The sequence below is a fragment of the Streptomyces sp. NPDC046925 genome (assembly GCF_040644915.1).
Classification (GTDB): Bacteria; Actinomycetota; Actinomycetes; order Streptomycetales; family Streptomycetaceae; genus Streptomyces.
Window position 1 is genome coordinate 495,526 of sequence record NZ_JBEYWZ010000005.1, and the last position, 16,170, is coordinate 511,695.

The 16,170-nt window shown below is 71.2% G+C and carries 15 protein-coding genes and 1 tRNA gene; 9 read left to right on the forward strand and 7 right to left on the reverse strand.

Annotated features, from left to right (window positions below; all coding sequences use genetic code 11):
* Nucleotides 1–23: 23 nt before the first annotated feature.
* The gene (locus tag ABZ906_RS23725) at nt 24–1,460 is read right to left on the reverse strand and encodes a PLP-dependent aminotransferase family protein (protein ID WP_361385634.1); all 1,437 of its coding nucleotides are present in this window, start codon (nt 1,458–1,460) and stop codon (nt 24–26) included.
* Between the two features lie 41 nt (nt 1,461–1,501).
* Between ABZ906_RS23725 and ABZ906_RS23730 the strand changes: the two genes are divergently transcribed.
* On the forward strand, nt 1,502–2,050 hold the full coding sequence (locus ABZ906_RS23730; protein ID WP_361385637.1) for a carboxymuconolactone decarboxylase family protein: 549 nt from the start codon (nt 1,502–1,504) through the stop codon (nt 2,048–2,050).
* A 105-nt stretch (nt 2,051–2,155) separates the two neighbouring features.
* Here the strand turns inward: ABZ906_RS23730 and ABZ906_RS23735 are convergent, their stop codons facing one another.
* Together ABZ906_RS23735 and ABZ906_RS23740 are read right to left on the reverse strand one after the other, a co-directional pair.
* A complete protein-coding gene (locus ABZ906_RS23735; RefSeq protein WP_361193631.1) occupies nt 2,156–3,652 on the reverse strand; it encodes an aminopeptidase P family protein in 1,497 nt (498 codons plus the stop codon).
* Nucleotides 3,653–3,751: 99 nt separating this feature from the next.
* Nucleotides 3,752–5,173, reverse strand: a complete 1,422-nt coding sequence (locus ABZ906_RS23740) for a GAF domain-containing SpoIIE family protein phosphatase (RefSeq protein WP_361385640.1) — start codon at nt 5,171–5,173, stop codon at nt 3,752–3,754.
* Nucleotides 5,174–5,712: 539 nt separating this feature from the next.
* On the opposite strand from ABZ906_RS23740, the gene ABZ906_RS23745 reads away from it, so the two are divergent.
* The gene (locus tag ABZ906_RS23745; protein ID WP_361193626.1) at nt 5,713–6,390 is read left to right on the forward strand and encodes a bifunctional DNA primase/polymerase; all 678 of its coding nucleotides are present in this window, start codon (nt 5,713–5,715) and stop codon (nt 6,388–6,390) included.
* A 57-nt stretch (nt 6,391–6,447) separates the two neighbouring features.
* Nucleotides 6,448–6,996, forward strand: a complete 549-nt coding sequence (locus ABZ906_RS23750; protein ID WP_361385643.1) for a hypothetical protein — start codon at nt 6,448–6,450, stop codon at nt 6,994–6,996.
* 203 nt (nt 6,997–7,199) lie between these two features.
* Here the strand turns inward: ABZ906_RS23750 and ABZ906_RS23755 are convergent, their stop codons facing one another.
* The 3 genes from ABZ906_RS23755 to ABZ906_RS23765 all read right to left on the reverse strand — a co-directional run bounded on the left by ABZ906_RS23755 (nt 7,200) and on the right by ABZ906_RS23765 (nt 9,765).
* Nucleotides 7,200–8,165 carry a DUF5926 family protein gene (locus ABZ906_RS23755; protein WP_361385646.1) on the reverse strand — a complete coding sequence of 322 codons (966 nt, stop codon included), beginning with the start codon at nt 8,163–8,165 and terminating at the stop codon, nt 7,200–7,202.
* A 104-nt stretch (nt 8,166–8,269) separates the two neighbouring features.
* Entirely contained in the window at nt 8,270–8,890 is a 621-nt protein-coding gene (locus ABZ906_RS23760; RefSeq protein WP_361193620.1) for an ATP-binding protein, read from the reverse strand.
* 62 nt (nt 8,891–8,952) lie between these two features.
* A complete protein-coding gene (locus tag ABZ906_RS23765; RefSeq protein WP_361193617.1) occupies nt 8,953–9,765 on the reverse strand; it encodes a glycerophosphodiester phosphodiesterase in 813 nt (270 codons plus the stop codon).
* A gap of 184 nt (nt 9,766–9,949) precedes the next feature.
* Here ABZ906_RS23765 and ABZ906_RS23770 point away from each other — a divergent pair, with 184 nt between their 5' ends.
* The 4 genes from ABZ906_RS23770 (at nt 9,950) to ABZ906_RS23785 (ending at nt 12,991) form a co-directional block, all read left to right on the forward strand.
* Nucleotides 9,950–11,422 (forward strand): trypsin-like peptidase domain-containing protein, encoded by a 1,473-nt coding sequence (locus ABZ906_RS23770; RefSeq protein WP_361193614.1) that lies wholly within the window; start codon nt 9,950–9,952, stop codon nt 11,420–11,422.
* 42 nt (nt 11,423–11,464) lie between these two features.
* Nucleotides 11,465–11,549, forward strand: a tRNA-Ser gene (locus ABZ906_RS23775).
* 237 nt (nt 11,550–11,786) lie between these two features.
* The gene (locus ABZ906_RS23780) at nt 11,787–12,032 is read left to right on the forward strand and encodes a hypothetical protein (RefSeq protein WP_361193611.1); all 246 of its coding nucleotides are present in this window, start codon (nt 11,787–11,789) and stop codon (nt 12,030–12,032) included.
* 233 nt (nt 12,033–12,265) lie between these two features.
* Nucleotides 12,266–12,991 (forward strand): sensor domain-containing protein, encoded by a 726-nt coding sequence (locus ABZ906_RS23785; protein WP_361385649.1) that lies wholly within the window; start codon nt 12,266–12,268, stop codon nt 12,989–12,991.
* A gap of 103 nt (nt 12,992–13,094) precedes the next feature.
* On the opposite strand, the gene ABZ906_RS23790 is transcribed toward ABZ906_RS23785, so the two are convergent.
* Entirely contained in the window at nt 13,095–13,961 is an 867-nt protein-coding gene (locus ABZ906_RS23790; protein ID WP_361385652.1) for a bifunctional DNA primase/polymerase, read from the reverse strand.
* 369 nt (nt 13,962–14,330) lie between these two features.
* On the opposite strand from ABZ906_RS23790, the gene ABZ906_RS23795 reads away from it, so the two are divergent.
* Together ABZ906_RS23795 and ABZ906_RS23800 are read left to right on the forward strand one after the other, a co-directional pair.
* Nucleotides 14,331–14,642 (forward strand): hypothetical protein, encoded by a 312-nt coding sequence (locus ABZ906_RS23795; protein ID WP_361193603.1) that lies wholly within the window; start codon nt 14,331–14,333, stop codon nt 14,640–14,642.
* A gap of 244 nt (nt 14,643–14,886) precedes the next feature.
* Nucleotides 14,887–16,137 carry an acyl-CoA dehydrogenase family protein gene (locus ABZ906_RS23800; RefSeq protein ID WP_361385655.1) on the forward strand — a complete coding sequence of 417 codons (1,251 nt, stop codon included), beginning with the start codon at nt 14,887–14,889 and terminating at the stop codon, nt 16,135–16,137.
* Nucleotides 16,138–16,170: the final 33 nt, after the last annotated feature.

Here is a 16,170-nt window from a genome sequence, read left to right on the forward strand (position 1 = left end):
GAGTCTGTCGGCCTCCTCCGTGCTCAGCCGGGCGGCAGCGCCCTGCACAGAGCGTCGAGGGCCGCTCCGTAGGCGTGCTCCGGTGGCGTGGAGTAGCCGACGACCAGGCCGTCGGGCGCGGGCATCGTGGCGTCCGGGTGGCGGAACCCGGCAAGGCCCTCCAGCGCGAGGCCCTGCCAGGCGGCCGCCTTCGCCGTGGACTGTTCGGTGCCGGGCGGCAGCCGCAGGACGGCGTGCAGGCCCGCGGCGACACCGGTGGGGCTGATGTGCGGCGCGTGGGCGGCGAGCGCGGCGACGAGCTGGTCGCGGCGGTGGCGGTAGCGCTGGCGCATACGGCGGATGTGCCGGTCGTAGTGGCCCGTCTCGATGAGGTCGGCGAGCGTGAGCTGGTCGATCACGCCGGCCCACGCCTCCCGTTCGCCCTTCGCCGCGAGGACGTCGTCGATGAGGTGTTCGGGCAGAACAAGCCACCCCAGACGCACCCCCGGAGAGAGGCTCTTGCTCACCGAGCCCATGTAGACGACACGTTCGGGGTCCAGACCCTGGACGGCGCCCACGGGCTCCCGGTCGTAGCGGAACTCGCCGTCGTAGTCGTCCTCCAGGACCAGGCCGTCGCGGGCGCGCGCCCAGTCGATCACCGCCGCTCGCCTGGCGGGGTGCAGGGGACCGCCGGTGGGGAACTGGTGTGCGGGTGTGAGCAGTGCGCCGCGGATGCGCTGACTGCCGGTCAGTTCGTCGACCCTGGCGCCCTTTTCGTCGAGGGCGAGCGGGACCGTCCGTACGCCCGCGGTCCGCAGGATCGAGCGATGGAAGCCGAGTCCGTACGACTCCACGGCCAGCGGTCCGCGCAGCATTCCGCCTCCCCCGCTGCCGAAGAGCAGCCGCAGCGCGTGCGCGAACCCGGAGCACACCACGATCCGCTCCGGGTCGGTGCGCACCCCGCGGGCGCGCCCCAGATAGCCCGCGAGCGCCCGTCGCAGCTCGATGCGCCCCTGCGGGTCACCCGGCCCGAAGGCCTCGTTGGGCGCGGAGTTCAGGGCACGCCGGGCCGCGGCGAGCCAGGCGGTGCGCGGGAAGGACGCGGCGTCCGGCTGGCCCTGGCGCAGGTCGTACGTGGGCGGCGCGGGCGTCGTCGGCCGGGTGGGCGCCCGCTTGGGGCGGCGGGTGCGCGCGGGAGGCGCCGCCCGGTCGGCCACCCGCGTGCCGGACCCCTGCCGCGCGGTCAGCCAGCCCTCGGCGACCAGTTCGGCGTAGGCGTCGGCGACGGTGTTGCGGGCGATGCCCAGATCGGCGGCCAGGGAGCGGTAGGGCGGAAGCCGCGTCCCCGGAGCGAGCCGCCCCTCGCGCACGGCGTCGCGCAGCGCGCGGATGAGGGCGGCGCGGCGGCCACCCGCCCCGGAGAGCTCCAGGTGCAGGTCACTCCCGATGCGCTCCGCCAAATTGACCCATGATTCCGGCATGAGAATGCACCCTATCCAAGGTCTATCCGGTCCGTAGATTCATGGTCATGACGAACAACGAGAACGCCACGCAGACCACCGGGACCGCCACGCAGACCACCGGGACCGCCACGCAGGCCGCCGCCCAGCCGCACACGCACGCCGCCCCCCGCCTCAACTTCGCCAAAGCCGCCCCCAAGGCCTTCAAGGCCGTGATCGGGCTCGACGCCGCCGCCCGCGACGGTCTCGACCCGGCCCTGGTCGAACTGATCCAGATCCGCGCCTCGCTGCTCAACGGCTGCGCCTACTGCCTGCACATGCACACCTCCGACGCGCGCAAGGCGGGCGAGGACGAGGCGCGGCTGCACATGGTCGGCGTCTGGCGCGAGGCCAGGAACTTCTTCACGGAGAAGGAGCAGGCGGCCCTCGACCTGACCGAGGCCGTCACACTCGTCCACCGGGGCGGCGTCCCGGACGACGTCTACGCCCGCGCTGCGGCGCACTTCGACGAGACGGAGCTCGGCCACGTCCTGGCCCTGATCTTCACCATCAACACCTGGAACCGCATCGCCCTGAGCACCGCGAAGATCGCGGGCGAGGACGAGCGCTGAGCCCCCCCGAAGCCGAGCCCCACGCCCCCGGAAACGCGAAACCGGGCCCCTTCTTAAAGAAGAGGCCCGGCCCCAAAGAAACGGCCCGGTCCAGAAGCCGGAAGCTCAGCCCTTCAGCTCGGCCATCCACGCCTCGACGTCATCGGCCCGCCGCGGCAGCGCGGCGGACAGGTTCTTGTTGCCGTCGGCCGTCACGAGGATGTCGTCCTCGATCCGCACGCCGATGCCGCGGTACTCCTCCGGCACGGTCAGGTCGTCCGCCTGGAAGTACAGACCGGGCTCGACGGTCAGGCACATGCCGGGCTCCAGGACACCGTCGGCGTACGTCTCGCGGCGGGCGGCCGCGCAGTCGTGGACGTCCATGCCGAGCATGTGGCCGGTGCCGTGCAGGGTCCAGCGGCGCTGGAGACCCAGCTCCAGGACACGCTCGACCGGGCCTTCGACGAGCCCCCACTCCACGAGCTTCTCGGCGAGCACGCGCTGGGCGGCATCGTGGAAGTCGCGGTACTTGGCGCCCGGCTTGACGGCCGCGATGCCGGCCTCCTGGGCCTCGTACACGGCGTCGTAGATCTTCCGCTGGAGTGCGTCGTAGCGGCCGTTGATCGGCAGCGTCCGCGTCACGTCGGCGGTGTAGTACGTGTGCGTCTCCACACCGGCGTCGAGCAGCAGCAGCTCCCCGGAGCGCACGGCGCCGTCGTTGCGGACCCAGTGCAGCGTCGTGGCGTGCGGGCCCGCGGCGCAGATCGAGCCGTAGCCGATGTCGTTGCCGTCGACGCGGGCGCGCAGGAAGAACGTGCCCTCGATGTAGCGCTCGCTGGTCGCCTCGGCCTTGTCCAGGACGCGCACGACGTCCTCGAAGCCACGGGCGGTCGAGTCGCAGGCCTTCTGGAGCTCGCCGATCTCGAACTCGTCCTTGACGAGACGGGCCTCGGAGAGGAAGACGCGCAGCTCCTCGTCGCGCTCGGCGGTGACCTTGTCGGTCAGGGCGGCCTCGATCGCGGCGTCGAAGCCGCGGACGACCCGGACGGAACCGGTCGCCTCGCGCAGCTGTGCGGGCAGCTCGCGCACGTCGGACGCGGGGATGCCGTACAGCGTCTCGGCCTCGGTGAGGGAGTGCCTGCGGCCGACCCACAGCTCGCCCTGGCCGTCGAGCCAGAACTCGCCGTTCTCGCGGTCGGAGCGCGGCAGCAGGTAGATGGTGGCCTCGTGGCCGCTCGTGCCGTCGGCGAAGTCCGCGGGCTCAAGGACGAGGACGCCGTCCTCGGTCTGGTTGCCGGTGAGGTACGCGTACTCGACGGAGGAGCGGAAGGCGTACTCGGTGTCGTTCGAGCGGGTCTTGAGATTGCCCGCGGGGATCACCAGACGCTCGCCCGGGAAGCGCGCGGAGAGCGCGGCACGGCGGGCGGCGGTGTGGGCGGCCTGGGCGATCGGCTGCAGGTCGTGCAGCTCGGTGTCGGCCCAACCGGACTTCATGTTCTCGGCGAGCTCGTCGGACACGCCCGGGTACAGGCCGTTCTTGCGCTGCTTGATCGGCTCTTCTTCGGACTCGATCTCCAGGGTTTCCGGGGTCTCCGGGTTCTCCCGAATGAGCTCCTCCGACACGATCTGCCTCCTATGTACGACACTGAACCCCCTCCATCGTACGGGCGTACGGAAGGGGGCCCAGAGCCGGAAGGCCCATTACATGCCGTATTGCGGGGGTCACTCGAAGCGGGCCGCGAGGAGAACCACGTCCTCGTCGCTGTCGACCGTGTCGAGCCCGTCCGGCAGCACCGTGCGCAGGATGTGATCGGCGAGCGCGGCCGGGTCGGCGTGCAGTGACTTCGGCACGCCCGCCGCCGCCGCGTGCAGCCGTGCGAAGGCCCGGTCCATCGGGTCGCCGGTGCGGTGGAGCAGGCCGTCCGTGTAGAGAAGCACCGTTTCTCCCGGTTCCGTCCGGAACTCCACGCTCGGCGCCTCCCAGCAGGCGAGCATCCCCAGGGGCGCGGACAGCGAGGTCTCCATGAACTCCGTGCGCCGCTCGCCGATGACCAGGGGCGGGCTGTGTCCGGCACCGGCCAGGATGATCTTGCGCTGGGCGGGCTCGCAGTACGCGAAGAGGGCGGTCGCCGACCGGGCGGGCTCGGTGAGCCGCAGGAGCAGCTCCAGATCGGACAGTACGGCGACGGGGTCCTCGCCCTCCATCACGGCGTACGCCCGCAAGGAGGCCCGCAGACGCCCCATCGCGGCGACGGCGCTCGGCCCCGACCCGGTGACGGACCCGACCGCGAGGCCGAGCGCGGCATCGGGCAGCGGCAGCGCGTCGAACCAGTCGCCGCCCCCGCGCGCGCAGGTGCGGTGCCGGGCGGCCAGCTGCACTCCGGCGACCCGTGGCAGGCGCGAGGGCAGCAGCTCCTCGCGCAGGGTGGCCTCGGTCTTGCGGGCGCGGTCCAGCTCGGTGAGGAGCGCCAGATGCTCGGCGGCCTGGCGGGCGTAGAGGCCGACGAGGTGGCGTCGGCGCTCGTCGGGCTGCGCGGGCTCGTCGTACAGCCAGACGGCGGCGCCGATGCGGCCCGCGGTCTCGGTGGACAGGGGCAGGGCGTAGCTGGCGGCGTACCCGAGGCGGACGGCCACCTCGCGGTGGCGGGGGTCGAGGCCGCTGTCGGCGAGCAGATCGTCGTCGACGATCTCGCTCTGCGCGCCCGGCGGCGCGTCGAGGAGCCGCCCGGAGGCGGTGGCGGCGCGGGGCACGGTCTCGATGTGGCCGAGGTCGGCTCGGGTGAGGCCGAGGCCGACGGTGGTGTCGGGGCCGAGCCCGTCGGCGGGTTCGAGGGCGAGCAGTCCGCGGCGCGCGCCGACGAGGGCGGCTCCGGCGCGCAGCAGCTCGTGCAGGGCCTCGTCGAGGGTGGCCGTGCGGGCCAGGCGCTCGGTGAGCTCCTGGAGGGTGGTCAGATCGGAGATCCAGCCCGCGAGCCGGTCCTGGATGAGCATCGGTGCGCTCTGGACCTGCGGTGCGGGTGGGGCAGTGTGGGCTGGTGGCGGAACAGTTGAATCGATTCCGGCCACTTTCGGAAGATGCGGAGGGTTCATGGCTGACGGCTTTCCGGCCGGTGCGTATTGCTCAATAGCATCGCAAACCCCCATGTCATTCTGCGCCGCTAGCAATGTTCTCCACATCTACACGCACTGGTTAGGGGATGTCCAGCATTGTCCCGATGGGATTCCTGGTGTCCGTGGGAATTCTGTGACCTATCGGCGATCTTGGTAACTTGGCTCAAAACCGCCTCAGGCAAGGGCCTATTGCGATCGACTGGGATTGTTCAACAACGGGTTACTCCCAAGCCCTCAGGCGCGGGAGGAGCGTCACAGCGGCCGTGATGGGTACGTACTCGGTGATGACCAGGGGCAGTTGAGATCAGCCCGGAACCTGGTGACGGAACCGGGCGTCTTAACTCACGACGACCGTGCCCCATCCTCCCGTGGGGGAGGCGGCGAAAAGTACGCGGGACAGCAAACGCCAGGCACCGCCACCCCACGCCACGCTAACGCTCGGCCCCCAGGGGTTCCCCATGCCGCAGGCTGGGGTGTGATGCGCCAGTTCTACGCACAGCGAAGTGATCCACACATGGTGTGATGTGGCCCGCCGTGTTCCTCGGCGTGTAAACGGAAAGGAACGAGCGCTCATGCGCGAGATCCTCGGAAGGCGAAGCAGGCTCCTGTCCAGGCTCACCGGCAGGAAGTCCGACCAGAGTCCCGGCCTGACCGGCGCGGCCCTGACCTTTGCGACGGCATGGAAGTGGTCCGTGGTGCCCGGCGTCGGAACCGACCGGCGAGACGGCACCCGCTGCTCCTGCCCCGACCCCGACTGCACAGTGCCAGGAGCCCATCCTCTCGACCCCGGTCTGCTGACCGCGACGACCGACGAGCGCATGGTGCGCTGGTGGTGGACGAACCGCCCCGACGCGCCCATCGTGCTCGCCACCGGCGGCAGCGCGCCGTGCGCCGTCAGCCTGCCGGCGGACGCCGGCGCGCGCGCCCTGGCCGCGCTCGACCAGACGGGCATCAGGCTCGGCCCGGTCGTCGCGACCCCGGCCCGCCTCTTCCTGCTTGTCGCGCCGTACTCCATGGAGCAGTTGGGCGACCTGCTGTACGCCAAGGACTACGTGCCGGGTTCGCTGCGCTTCCACGGAGAGGGCGGATACATCGCTCTCCCGCCCTCCGAGACGGGACAGGGAACGGTGCGCTGGGAGCGTGCCCCGCTGCCCGGCTCGGCGGCACCGTGGGTGCCCGATGTCGAGGCCGTGGTGGACGCCGTGGTCGATGCCCTCACTCGTACGGGTGTGAGCGCGCCCGAGTTGTAGGGGAAATGGGCGTGCGGCGGGCCGGGCGCCCGGCAAACGTCGTTAGTGTCAGGGCCCATGAACCCCCGCCTGATCGCGCTCATGGGCGTCGTGGCCGTCACGGTTCTCCTGCCGCTCGCCGGCGCGTCCGCGGGGCCCGTGGGCGACGGTGACGCCGAAGCCAAGCCGTCGGAGCGTTCGGCGGACGCGGCTTCGGACACGGCACCGGGGGCGGCGCCGGATCCCGACGCGAAACAGCCCTCTACGGAGGAGCCGGTTTCACGACGCGCCGCCCGGTGCGGACCCGAACTCACCTCCCCCAACGGCATCGAAGCCCAGACCTGTGTCATGACCCGGGACGGCGACACCTGGGGGCGCACGTACTACCGCAACACCACCGGCGACGAGTTGAGCGCCGTCCTCACCGTCATGGGACCGGCCGGACGCACCGTACAGACGCACTGCGCGGTGGGCGCCGCGGACGAGCCGGGCGCGTGCGAGACGCCGCGGGAGCGCACCGCGGGGGACGGCGAGGCGTACGCGGCGGTGGTGGAGTTCGCCGACGGGAGCGGCGGGCCCTTGCTGCTGCGCTCCGGGAGCAATTCCGTGCGGCCACAGGCCAGTTGAGAGCGCCGGTCGGGCCGGAGAGCGGCCGGACATGAAAGGGCCCGGTTGCTGGCGACGGGGGATGCACCAGCAACCGGGCTACCTGAACGGTAACAAGAGATCTGCTCTGGGCAAATTCGATCTCGGATATCCGGACAGGGATTTACCTGCGACGACGGGGAGTTGTGACAGGAGTCACCCATTCCCCCCAACTGACTGGTGGGTCAGCTAAGCGTCACCTGGCGGTTGGTGAGACCGCCGCGCGCCCGGCGCTCTTCCGGCGTGAGCGGGGCATCGTCGGCGAGCGCCGTCGCGAGCCGCTCGGCGAACTCGGCGGCGGGCTTCTCGATGTCCTCGGCGCCCATTCCGCTCGGCAGGTCCCACACCGGCACCGTCAGACCGTGCGCCCGGAAGGAACCGACCAGGCGGGTGCCCTCCCCGAGGCTCGACGTACCGGCCGCGTGCAGCCGCGCGAGCGCGTCGAGGAGCTTCTCCTCGGCGTGCGGCATGACCCACCGCAGGTGGTTCTTCTCCGGGGTCTCGCACCAGTAGGCGGAGTCCACTCCGGAGAGCTTCACGGTCGGGATGGCGGCGGCGTTGGCCCGCTCCAGGGACGCGGCGACCTCCGGCGAGGCGTTCTCCGAATCCGGCACCCAGAATTCGAAGCCCGCGTGCACGATCGGCTCGAATGTGCCGTCCGGGTCGAGGATGTCCTGGAGGCGCGGCCCGTCGGCCGGAGCGCGGCGGGCCTGGACCGGGGAGCCGGGCTCGGCGGCCAGGGCGCGCTGCAGTGTGTCGGCGAGGTCGCGGCTGATGTCGCCGGACGCGGTGTCGTTCTGCAGGCCGAGCAGGACCGAGCCGTCGTCGCGGCGCAGCGCGGGCCAGGCCATCGGCAGGACGGTCGCCAGGGAGACGGAGGGCACGCCGTCCGGGAGCCCGTCCTTGAGGGGCAGTTCGACCGTGGCCGCGGGGACGAGCTCCCGCAGCGCCACCCAGTCGCCCTCGCCGGGCAGGCCTTCGAAGGGGCGCTGGACCAGCTCGGTCACCGCGTGCGCGGCGGCGCGGCCGTGACAGGCCTTGTAACGGCGGCCCGAACCGCAGGGGCAGGGTTCGCGGGCACCGACGACAGGGACCTGCCCGTCCGTCAGCTGCGGCTGCTTGCCCTTGGTCTGAGGGCGCTTCTTGGCCATCTTGGGTGTCTCCCGGATGCGGCTTTACAGCGTGGCTCTTCGTACGTCTTGGGCGTACGGGCGCGAGCCTAGCCGCTAGCCCGGAGGGCGTCGGGATTCAGCCTTCAGTCGCGGTCGTCGAAGGGGTCCGCGTAGGCGAGCTCGGACATCGCGGCGGCGGGCGAGGGTGCCGCGACGCGCGTAGCGAAGTCCTCGTGGCGGTGTCCGGCATGGACGACGACCCAGACCGTGACTTCGCCGTGGGTGTCGTCGCGCACGCCCCACGCGTCGGCGAGCGCCGTGATGATGTTGAGCCCGCGACCGCCGTGCGCGGTGACCGAGGGTGTGGCGGGAACCGGGCGGGTCGGGCCGCCGCCGTCCGTCACCTCGACCGTGAGCCGGCCTGTCTTGTCCACGTGCCATGCGGCCCGGACATCTCCGTCGCCGACCATTCCCTCGCCCAGCGGCCTGCCGTGCCGACAGGCATTGCTGAGCAATTCCGAAAGGACCAGTACGGCATCGTCGACGACCGACTCCGGCATCCCGTTCGTACGCAGTTGATCGCGCATCCGGTGCCTTGCTTCCCCCACGCCCGCCGGGCCATGAGGTACGGCCATACTCGACGACGCGGGCACCTCCCGTGCCACCACCAACGCCACCCCCGAGACCTCCTTCGCCCCACGCCACGGTGTGAATGCCCCAATGGACTGGACCGGAAACCGGCCAATCCTTGTGCGGTGACGCACTCGGAACGATCGAATACGGAACGAACGCGCCGGTGCACACCCTGTAATGAGCGGGGTGGCGGTTAGCGGCGGCCCAGCTGGGACAGCACCTGCTTGGGGCGATTGGTGATGATGGCGTCGACGCCGAGTTCCGCGCAGAGCTCGACGTCCCCGGGTTCGTTCACGGTCCACACGTGCACCTGGTGGCCCGCACGCTTGAGTTTGGCCACATAGGCGGGGTGATTGCGGACGATGCGCATGCCGGGTCCCGCGATCCGCACGCCCTCGGGCAGGCGGCCGTCGCGGTGGCGCGGCGAGACGAACTGCATCAGATAGACCGTCGGCAGGGTGGGGGACGCGGCCCGCACCCGGTGCAGGGAGCGCGCGGAGAAGCTCATGACGCGTACGGGCGAGGGGCCGTCGGCGGGCGGGGAGTCCAGACCGAAGCGCTTCAGTAGAAGGAGCAGCCTTTCCTCGACCTGGCCCGCCCAGCGGGTGGGGTGCTTGGTCTCGATGGCCAGCTGGACGTTGCGCCCCGAAGCGTTGCTCTCGGCCACGAGCTCGAGCAGCCGCTCCAGGGTGAGGACGGAGGTGTCCTCCCAGTCGGGACCCTCGTCGGCCTCCCCGTGATTGTTCTTCCACGAGCCGAAGTCGAGGGTGGCGAGGTCGGAGAGTTCCAGGGCGGATACGGCTCCCCTGCCGTTCGACGTGCGGTTCACGCGGCGGTCGTGGACGCAGACGAGATGCCCGTCCGCGGTGAGGCGTACGTCGCATTCAAGAGCGTCGGCGCCGTCCTCGACCGCTCTCTTGTACGCGGCCAGCGTGTGCTCGGGGGCGTCTTCGGAGGCTCCGCGATGGGCGACGACCTGGATCTGGTGCTGTCGTGCGAGGGTCACCGCGTCATGGTGCCATCACGGGGTACCCGAAGGCTTGCCCAAGGGTTGGCACAGAGCGCCGGATCCACAGGATCGGCTTATGGTGCCCTGACAGCCCATGGGAAAAGCTGACTGCAGACACATGCACAGTTGGACACAGCCAGGCCGTGACCGAGAACGACAGCGTGGATCGAGGAGTAGAGCTGTGAGCACCGAGAACGAGGGCAACGAGGTACCCCCGGCCCCGTCAGCGCCTCCCGTGCCGGTGGAAACCCCCGCAGCTTCCGCCGAGCCCGCACCCCCTGCCGCAGCGCCCCACACCCCGGCGTCCGAGCCCGCCGCGCCGTCCTCCGCGGCATTCGACGACCCGGCGGCGCACCAGGCTCCCGCGCACGCCGGTGCCACCGCGGGCGCCACCCCGCACGCCTCCGGTGCCGGAAGCTGGCCGCCCCCGCCGCCGCCCGCGGTTCCTTCGTACGCCCATGACGGCGGTTCCGGCTCCGGCTGGGGCGCCTCGTACACGGCGCAGCACCCGGAAGGGTCCAAGCCCTCCGGCCGGCGTGGCGGCCTGATCGCCGCCGTGCTCGCGGCCGCGCTGATCGCCGGCGGCGTCGGCGGCGGCATCGGCTTCTGGGCGGCCGACCGGAACGACAGCGGCACGGGCTCGACGACGGTCTCCGCGTCGAACACCCCGGCCGACCTCAAGCGCGAGCGCGGCACGGTCGCCAACATCGCGGGCAAGGCGCTGCCCAGCGTCGTCACCATCGAGGCCCAGGGCGGCAACGGCGAGGGCGGCACGGGCACCGGCTTCGTCTACGACCAAGAGGGCCACATCCTCACGAACAACCACGTGGTGGCCTCCGCCGCCGACGGCGGCAAGCTCGCGGCGACGTTCTCCGACGGCAAGAAGTACGACGCCGAGGTCGTCGGCCGCGCCGAGGGGTACGACGTGGCGGTCATCAAGCTCAAGGAGCGCCCCGAGAACCTGAAGCCGCTCCCCCTCGGCAACTCCGACAAGGTGGCCGTCGGTGACTCGACGATCGCCATCGGCGCCCCCTTCGGCCTCTCGAACACGGTCACCACGGGCATCGTCAGCGCCAAGGACCGCCCGGTGACCTCCAGCGACGGCGCGAGCAGCAAGAGCTCGTACATGAGCGCCCTGCAGACCGACGCCTCCATCAACCCCGGCAACTCCGGCGGCCCGCTGCTCGACGCGGGCGGCGCGGTCATCGGCATCAACTCCGCGATCAAGCCCGCGGAGAGCGGCGGCGGCCTCGGCGGGAGCGGCCAGTCCGGCTCCATCGGCCTGGGCTTCGCGATCCCGGTCAACCAGGCCAAGTACGTCGCACAGCAGCTGATCAAGAACGGCCAGGCCGTCTACCCCGTGATCGGCGCCTCGGTCTCCCTGGAGGAGGGCTCGGGCGGCGCCACGATCTCTGAGGCGGGCGCGGGCGGCGGCGCGAAGCCGGTCACCCCGAACGGCCCCGCGGCCAAGGCGGGCCTCAAGCCCGGTGACGTCATCACGAAGCTCGACAACACGGTGATCGACAGCGGTCCGACCCTGATCGGCCAGATCTGGACGCACAAGCCGGGCGACACCGTGGAGATCACCTTCAAGCGCGACGGCAAGGAGCACAAGGTCGATGTGGTCCTGGGCCAGCGCAAGGGCGAGAGCTGACCCGCTACTCTTGTCCCCGCACCGCCCTGAGCGGCGGTGCGGGGTGGGTTGCCCGAGCGGCCTAAGGGAACGGTCTTGAAAACCGTCGTGGCGCGAGTCACCGTGGGTTCAAATCCCACACCCACCGCGCAGATTGAAGGCCCCTGACCAGCAGTAATGGTCAGGGGCCTTTGCCGTGGGGCGGTCCGGCGGCGGGGGGCGTCCGCGGGGCGAGGCCCGGGTGGGGCGCGCAAGTCGCCTTGGATGAATGGATGAACGTAGTACTCCACGTGGGCGCTGCCCGGCGTGCCTGGGAGGTGGTGCGTGCCGAGTGAGGTCTCGTTCTCTGCGGGGGATCACTGGATTCGTCTCAGAGGAGAAACTCGTGTTGAAGCGCATCGCATCTGCCCTCGCCGTGGCCACGGTCGCCGGGTTCCTGGCCGCCGGTACCGCTGTCGCCAACGACGGCCCGAGCACCACCCACTCCCAGGGCGGCTACGCGGGCAAGGCCGCCTACAACATGGGCGGTCCCTACGGGATCACCTACGGCGGCGCCTCGATGGGCGGCTACAGCCACGGCACGTCCCTCGACGGGGTCTTCAACTCCGGCTTCGACGGCTACGACGGCTGACGTTCACCGCGGCAAGTGAGCCGTGGTCCGCGGTGATCAGGCCGTGGACCGCGAAAAGGGCGCCTCTCGGGTAGAGGTGCCCCTTTTCGCGTTCTGCCCCCCGGGGGTGGTGCCAGCAACACCCCCGAGAGGGCGGGTCACCGTATGTCGCGGGCTGTTCGGATCCGCGAATGTTGAGGACGTCAGCACAGCACTTCCCGGCACGTCCCCACCGCGAAGATTCGAGGCCCGTCATGAGCACCAGCACACTGCCGTACGCAGCCGTTCCCGCCGCTCCCTCTGCCGCCGCTCCTTCCCCCGTACGCCCCGCGGGGTCGCCGCCGGGCTTCTGGCGGGCGCCGTTCGCCGCCGCCACGTACCGGGAGATCGGCTACACCGTGACGTCGCTGCCCGTCGCCGTCGTGGGCTTCACCTTCGCCGTGACGATGTTCGCGCTCGGCGTGAGCCTCTTCGTCACCGTGCTCGGACTGCCGGTGCTCGCTGCCGCCCTGGCCGGGGCGCGGGGGTTCGGTGCCGCCGAACGGGGGCGGGCGCGGTCGCAGCTCGGGCTCGACGTCGCCGGTCCCGCTGCCGTGGACAAGCCGCGGGACGCGGGGGCGTGGGCGGGGATGCGGGCGCGGCTCTCGGACGGGGCGGGGTGGCGGGCGCTGCTCTTCCAGTTCGTGATGTTCCCTTCGCGAGTGGTGTCCTTCGTGCTCAGCGTGACCTTCCTGGTCACCGGCTGGGTGGTCGCGCTGCTTCCCGCCTACTCCTGGGTCTTCCCGCGCTACCTCGACTGGCCCGGCTACCGCCTCTTCGACTACACCTCCGGCGGCGAGCACCACGCGTTCTACCTGGAGTCGCCGGTCCAGATCGCCGGGGCGTCTCTGGTCGGCCTCGTCATCGTCTTCCTGACCCCGAAGCTGGTGCGTGCTCTGACGAACATCGACCGCGCCGCGGTGCGTTCGCTGCTCGGCTAGGGGCGCGCAGGGGAGTGAGCCGCCAGGCAGTAAGGGGCGTCCGCCTTTGCGGGCGCCCCTTACGCATGTATGGCGGTCGCCCCTTACGCATGCCCTTTCCGGCTCACGCATGCCCTGTCAGGCGTGCCGCCGACGCGATCGTGGACAGGGCCTCGCGTTCCGTCAGGCCGATCTGGATCGCCGCGTCGCAGAGTTCCTCGGCCAGGGACTCGCCGATGCCGTTCTCGTAGGCGCGGCAGGCGGCCCAGAACAGGCGGGTGTTGCGCTGCCCCTCGTGCGCGGCGAGCACGAACTGGACGAGGCCGTGGCCGCGCGGGGCAGGCATCCGCGGGAGCGCGGCCTGGTGGGCCCGTGGCGGGGGCGTGAGCAGCCGCAGCAGCGCGGGCGGGCAGCTCGCGGGAGGGAGATGGGCGGTGCCCGCCATGGTGCTGTAGACGCCGTGCTCGGTGCGTGAGCCGGGGCCGACGAGATAGCCGCCGGCGCCCCGGATGTCGATGCCGGGGGCGAGGCGGCCCGCGGAGTTGGGGACGACGGCGTCGGGCGGGCCCGTCAGCCAGATGTGGCGGCCGCCGCTCGGGGTCGCCACGACGACCGTGGCCGGGATCGTGAACAGATGACGCAGCGCCAGTTCCCGCAGGGCCGCCGGGGCGTCGGTACCGGACTTGGTGTCCAGGTCGATGCCGATCAGATGGTGTGGGGGCAGGCCGCACGCGATGCCGTAGCCGGTGGCCCAGGGGGCGGCCGCGAAGAGCGCGCGGATGCGGCGCGGGTCGGTCGAGGCGTCGTACACCCCGTGTCCCGGGCGTCCGCACTCGCCGTGGCAGGGGTTCGGCTCGGGCTGCTCGTGGTGGGGGGAGCGGAGCGCCGGCAGCTTGGTGCGGGAGAGCGGGATGACGGCGAGGCCGCGCTCGGCGGCGGACAGGGCGTGGGCGAGTACGAGTGCGGTGGCATGGCGGTCGATAGTGGCCATGCCTTCATTTTCGTACGAGTGTTCGAAGAAAGAAAGGGGGGCGGGTGCGGCGCGCGGGCGAAACGCGGGTGCGCCCGTCGATCTTCGATGAGTGAAGGAACGCTTCAGCCCGTGCGGCGCCTGGGTTTGGGGCGTATTTCGGCGGTTGAGCCGGGTCTATGAGAGGCGAGGAGTGTTTATCGACTTGTACTCACGCTTGCGGGGGAATTGGGGCTTCCGGGGTGGTTCGCCGGGGATTCGGTGGGCAACTCTGGTCTCGCGACGTCGAGCAGGACCCCCGGGCCGGTCGGCCAACTGACCCGGAAAAAGACGCTCTTGAGGTGCTCCCGGCACAACGCCGGTGCGCACCCACTGTTCTGGAGGAATCACATGGCAAGCATCCGTACCGCCCGTGTCATCGCTGCCGCCGCGGCTCTGCCCCTGGCCGCCGCGCTCTTCACGGGTGTCGCGACGGCCGACAACGGCTCCTTCGCGAACGACGGATCGAATGCGGGCGTGGCGTCCGTCAACGGCAGCGGCGTGGGGGGTAACAACAGCGGCAACTCCGCCACGACGCAGCAGCAGGCGGTCGGTTCCGGCGCCTCGAACCAGAACAACACCGCCCAGGTGAACGGCTCGGGCTTCACGGCGCTCGACCAGTCGAACGAGACCACCGCGGTCAACTTCACCAACCTCTGGTGAAGTGACGGGCCTCCGGGACAGTCCCCCGGAGCCTGCTCGATGGGGTGTGTGACGTCCTGAGCGGCGGTGCATCTGCACCGCCGCTCAGGCGCGTTCGGGGCCTGTCGTATCCGGGGGCTCCTTCTCGCGTGCCGGGTGGCCTCCTCGTATCCAGGGTGATCTCTTGACACCGGCAGGTTTTCTGACGGACAGTCAGAAAACCTTGTCGGTGCGACGCCCGTACGCGAAGGAGAGGCCCGCCGCCGTGCACCTCGCCCCCACCGAACGACAGCAGCGGCTGCGCGCCGAACTGCGCATCTACTTCAGCGATCTGATGCCGGACGGGCCGCCCGCGGGCGACGATCTCCAGGGGCAGCGCAGGCTTCTGCGGCGCATCGGGGCCGACGGCATGCTCGGCCTCGGCTGGCCGGTCGAGTACGGCGGGCAGGGGCGGGGACCCGACGAGCAGTTCGTCTTCTTCGACGAGGCCTACCGCGCGGGCGCGCCCGTGTCGATGGTCACCCTGAACACCGTCGGGCCGACCCTCATGAAGTACGGCACCGAGGAGCAGAAGGCCGCCTTCCTGCCGCGCATCCTCAGCGGCGACCTCGTCTTCGCGATCGGCTACAGCGAGCCGTCGGCCGGAACGGACCTGGCCTCGCTGCGGACGCGGGCGGTACGGGAGGCCGGTGGGCCCGGTGGGCACGGTGAGGCTGGAGAGCGCGAGGGGCCCGGCGTGACCGGCGTGACCGGCGGCGCGTGGATCATCGACGGGCAGAAGATCTTCACCTCCAACGCCCAGAACGCCGACTGGATCTGGCTGGCCTGCCGCACCGACCCCGATGCGCCCAAGCACCAGGGCATCTCGATCATCCTCGTGCCGACCGGCGCGCCGGGCTTCTCGTGGACGCCGATCGAGACCGTCGGCGGCCTGACGACCACGGCGACGTACTACGACGGGATCCGGGTGCCCGCCGCGAACCTCGTCGGCGAGGAGAACGGCGGCTGGGGGCTCATCACCAACCAGCTCAACCACGAGCGGGTGGCCCTCGCCGCGATCGGCATGCAGGCCGAGGACTTCTACGACGCGGCCCTCGCCTTCGCGCGCACGCCCGACCCGGTGACGGGCGAGCGCCGGATCGACGCCCCGTGGGTCCGGTCGAAACTGGCCGAAGCGCAGGCACGGCTCGCGGCGACGCGCCTGCTCAACTGGCGTCTGGTGGGCGATGTCGGGGCGGGCGTCCTGGCGCCGGGAGACGCGAGCGGCGTGAAGTTCGCGGGGACCGAATCGGCCGTGGAGGTGTACCGGCTGTGCCAGGAAGTCACGGGCGAAGCGGGCCTGGTGCGGGCGGGTTCCCCCGGGTCCCTGGCGTTCGGCACGGGCGGTGGCGGTGAGGGGGAGCTGGAGCGGATGAACAGGGCGGCGCAGATCAATACGTTCGGGGGCGGGGTGAGCGAGGTGCAGCGGGAGATCGTGGCGACGATGCGCCTCGGGATGCGGAGGGGGCGGCGGTGACCGAACTTTCGTACGAGACGCTGAAGGCGTTCG

Bases quoted from the DNA above. Each gene is read 5' to 3' on its own strand.
- ABZ906_RS23725 (WP_361385634.1), bottom strand. From the start codon at position 1,460: ATGCCGGAATCATGGGTCAATTTGGCGGAGCGCATCGGGAGTGACCTG.
- ABZ906_RS23730 (WP_361385637.1), top strand. From the start codon at position 1,502: ATGGTCATGACGAACAACGAGAACGCCACGCAGACCACCGGGACCGCC.
- ABZ906_RS23740 (WP_361385640.1), bottom strand. From the start codon at position 5,173: ATGGGGGTTTGCGATGCTATTGAGCAATACGCACCGGCCGGAAAGCCG.
- ABZ906_RS23745 (WP_361193626.1), top strand. From the start codon at position 5,713: ATGCGCGAGATCCTCGGAAGGCGAAGCAGGCTCCTGTCCAGGCTCACC.
- ABZ906_RS23750 (WP_361385643.1), top strand. From the start codon at position 6,448: ATGAACCCCCGCCTGATCGCGCTCATGGGCGTCGTGGCCGTCACGGTT.
- ABZ906_RS23755 (WP_361385646.1), bottom strand. From the start codon at position 8,165: ATGGCCAAGAAGCGCCCTCAGACCAAGGGCAAGCAGCCGCAGCTGACG.
- ABZ906_RS23785 (WP_361385649.1), top strand. From the start codon at position 12,266: ATGAGCACCAGCACACTGCCGTACGCAGCCGTTCCCGCCGCTCCCTCT.
- ABZ906_RS23790 (WP_361385652.1), bottom strand. From the start codon at position 13,961: ATGGCCACTATCGACCGCCATGCCACCGCACTCGTACTCGCCCACGCC.
- ABZ906_RS23795 (WP_361193603.1), top strand. From the start codon at position 14,331: ATGGCAAGCATCCGTACCGCCCGTGTCATCGCTGCCGCCGCGGCTCTG.